Here is a 2,518-nt window from a genome sequence, read left to right as displayed (position 1 = left end):
CAATGGAAAGTGGTCAGCCTCGTTCCTGACGTGTGCAAGACCCCAATGGGCGGCGCCATCCCACCGGTGCCCTACCCGGTCACCGCCGACCTGAAAACCGCCACCGGCGTGGCCAAATCCGTGCGCGCCAACGGTAACCCCGTGGTGGTCTACGACATGAGCCTGGTGCCCACCACCAAGGGCGACCAGGCCGGAGCAGCCAAGGGCATCAAGAGCAACACCGTGGGCGGCAAATGCTACCCGCTGGAAAAAAGCAGCAGCGTGAGGGCCGAAGGCAAGTTGATCGTGCGCCATGACGATAAATTCTGGATGAACGGGGTTTAGAACATGGCCGACCCCCTAGAGATCAACATCAGCAAGTCCTTCGTGAACTATGGCGGCAAGCAATGGGCAACCTATGAGAGTGGCGGTGGTGTCACCGTACAGATTTGGAAAGACCAGCAACTCGAACTCCAGCGTGACCTGAGCTACGCCGAGTATGCGACGTTTCGGGAAAAAGCCCCCGAATTAGGACTACGCGACTATCCCGACCCGACCCTGCGTCGCCATGGCGGTACAAACGCAAATGGCAACACAATAGGGCGTGTGGTCGGTGAAACTGCCCCGGCAGCGGTTCCGGCTACACAGGCCAATCCGCCAATAGAGGCTGAAACCGAAGAGGAGCAAGGCTGGTGGAAAAGCGCCAGCCCATGGGTTCATGGCGGCCTAGATGTACTGGGTTTCGTGCCCGGACTCGGTGCATTTCCTGACCTCATCAATGCGGTTTTTTTTGCTTTAGAAGGGGATCTAGCAAACGCTCGCCTATCAGCACTCGCAGCGATACCCTTTGCAGGCGACGCGCTAAAAGGGGGGGTACTGGTTGGAAAAGGTATCAACAAAGCTGGAGCGCACACGGGTAAGGAATTAGCAGAAGGATCAACGAGTACTCTTGGAAAAAATTCAATAAACCCGCCCCCTCCAACAGAAAGAAGTGGCGGGAGATTTTTAGGGAATGAAAAATGCATACTTCGCACCTATCGACCGAACAAATGCGCAAAAGGTTTAATCGGGCATCACGTTGTACCTGATCGCGCCTTCAGATTAGGCGGGCGTGAAAATAAAATTCGAGATCAAATCCCCGGAGGGTTATCAGAGGCGAATGGTCTCGTTATTTGCGTAAATTCAGCCCAACATATCAAAATTCATAATTTTTATGACAAAGCTGAAACAGCACTTGGCCTTACAAAAAACCCTCCAGGCATTGCAAACCTGTTAGAGCTTGAAACCCTAGGCGCCGCAGCAGCCTCAAAATTCACAGGTTGCAAAAAAGGATTATTACAAGCTCAACTTCGAGCGCATCACGAGTTTAATGATCTCGGCCCAAGCTTTAAAGTACGTGCAGACAAAAATGGTAATCTATCACGTAAGGCTCCCCCAGGCTCACTGGGACAACCATCAAACGGTGATTTCTAAGACATCATGAAAGAAAAAATTAAAAACAATATGGTCATGACCACAGGATGTGCCATTAACAAAGACATGTACTACATGTCTTGCTCCTTTAGTGACTTTTCCATAAATGAACCGTATTCAAGGCTGTTTTTTTACCAGCATGAAACAAAGGATAAGTGGTTCTATCATGACAGGCCCGAATGGCGTGTAATTTCTACCTGCTTTCAACCTGCAACGGCCGATAAGCCACGGACCGTATATTCATTAAGCGAGGAAGGAGACATCGAGATTTTGAATAGAGAAAAAACGTCCGTGGAAAAAATAAAAGATGCCGGACTACTACCAACAAGTAAGCATTATGGTTACGTCAACAAAATAAGATATATAGAAGGATCTTTTTATGTGTGCGGACACCAATGCCAAGTCTACATGAAAACCTCCATAGACTGGGAGCACATTGATCAAGAGATACTCCAACCCAACCCCTCGCCCCTTGAATCTAAAGCACTCACACTTGAGAGACAAGTAGAACTATACATAAACCAAACAACTAGCCTCCTGGATATCAACGGAAACAACAAAAAAAACATATATGTCGTAGGAACAAGCGGCTTCATTTCCCATTACAATGGCACCACATGGAAAAATTTTAAAAAACTTACAGGCGCCGACCTCCACGCCATATACATTGACCAAAAAAACACCGTATGGGTGGTTGGAAGCCAAGGAACAATACTCACAGGCGACCACATAAATGGCTTCAGCATGATCACTCGAAAGGAACTAGACTCAGACTTCAACGCAATCACCGAATTCAATGGAAGTCTATATATCGCCGCCACCGACGGCATTTACAAAATGACAGGCCTAAAAATAGAGAAAGTACCCATAAAGGTCCAGGACGTTTCATCAATAGATTCAACAGATGGCGTGCTTTGGGCTCTTTCGGCGCACAAGTTAATACGCTTCAATGGGAGTACTTGGGAAGAATTCAAACATATCGACAACTGACCACACAGGAAACTTATCGTCATCAAGGCGCAACCCTTCGCGCCCCCCTGGTGCGCTATCACCATCAAAAGCCAGA

At 48.5% G+C, this 2,518-nt stretch carries 3 protein-coding genes; all 3 read left to right on the top strand.

Features of this window, described 5'->3' with window-relative positions; all coding sequences use genetic code 11:
* Positions 1–324 (top strand): DUF4150 domain-containing protein (locus tag NTD86_RS09310; protein ID WP_262201914.1); only part of this gene is annotated, 324 nt, incomplete at its 5' end.
* Between the two features lie 3 nt (positions 325–327).
* Positions 328–1,452: a hypothetical protein gene (locus NTD86_RS09305; protein WP_262201913.1), complete on the top strand. Its 1,125-nt coding sequence runs from the start codon at positions 328–330 to the stop codon at positions 1,450–1,452.
* Positions 1,453–1,458: 6 nt separating this feature from the next.
* Positions 1,459–2,442: a WD40/YVTN/BNR-like repeat-containing protein gene (locus NTD86_RS09300; protein WP_262201911.1), complete on the top strand. Its 984-nt coding sequence runs from the start codon at positions 1,459–1,461 to the stop codon at positions 2,440–2,442.
* Positions 2,443–2,518 lie beyond the last annotated feature (76 nt).

The organism is Pseudomonas sp. 7P_10.2_Bac1 (assembly GCF_025465935.1).
Lineage (GTDB): Bacteria > Pseudomonadota > Gammaproteobacteria > Pseudomonadales > Pseudomonadaceae > Aquipseudomonas.
This window is presented reverse-complemented; position numbering and strand designations above follow the sequence as displayed.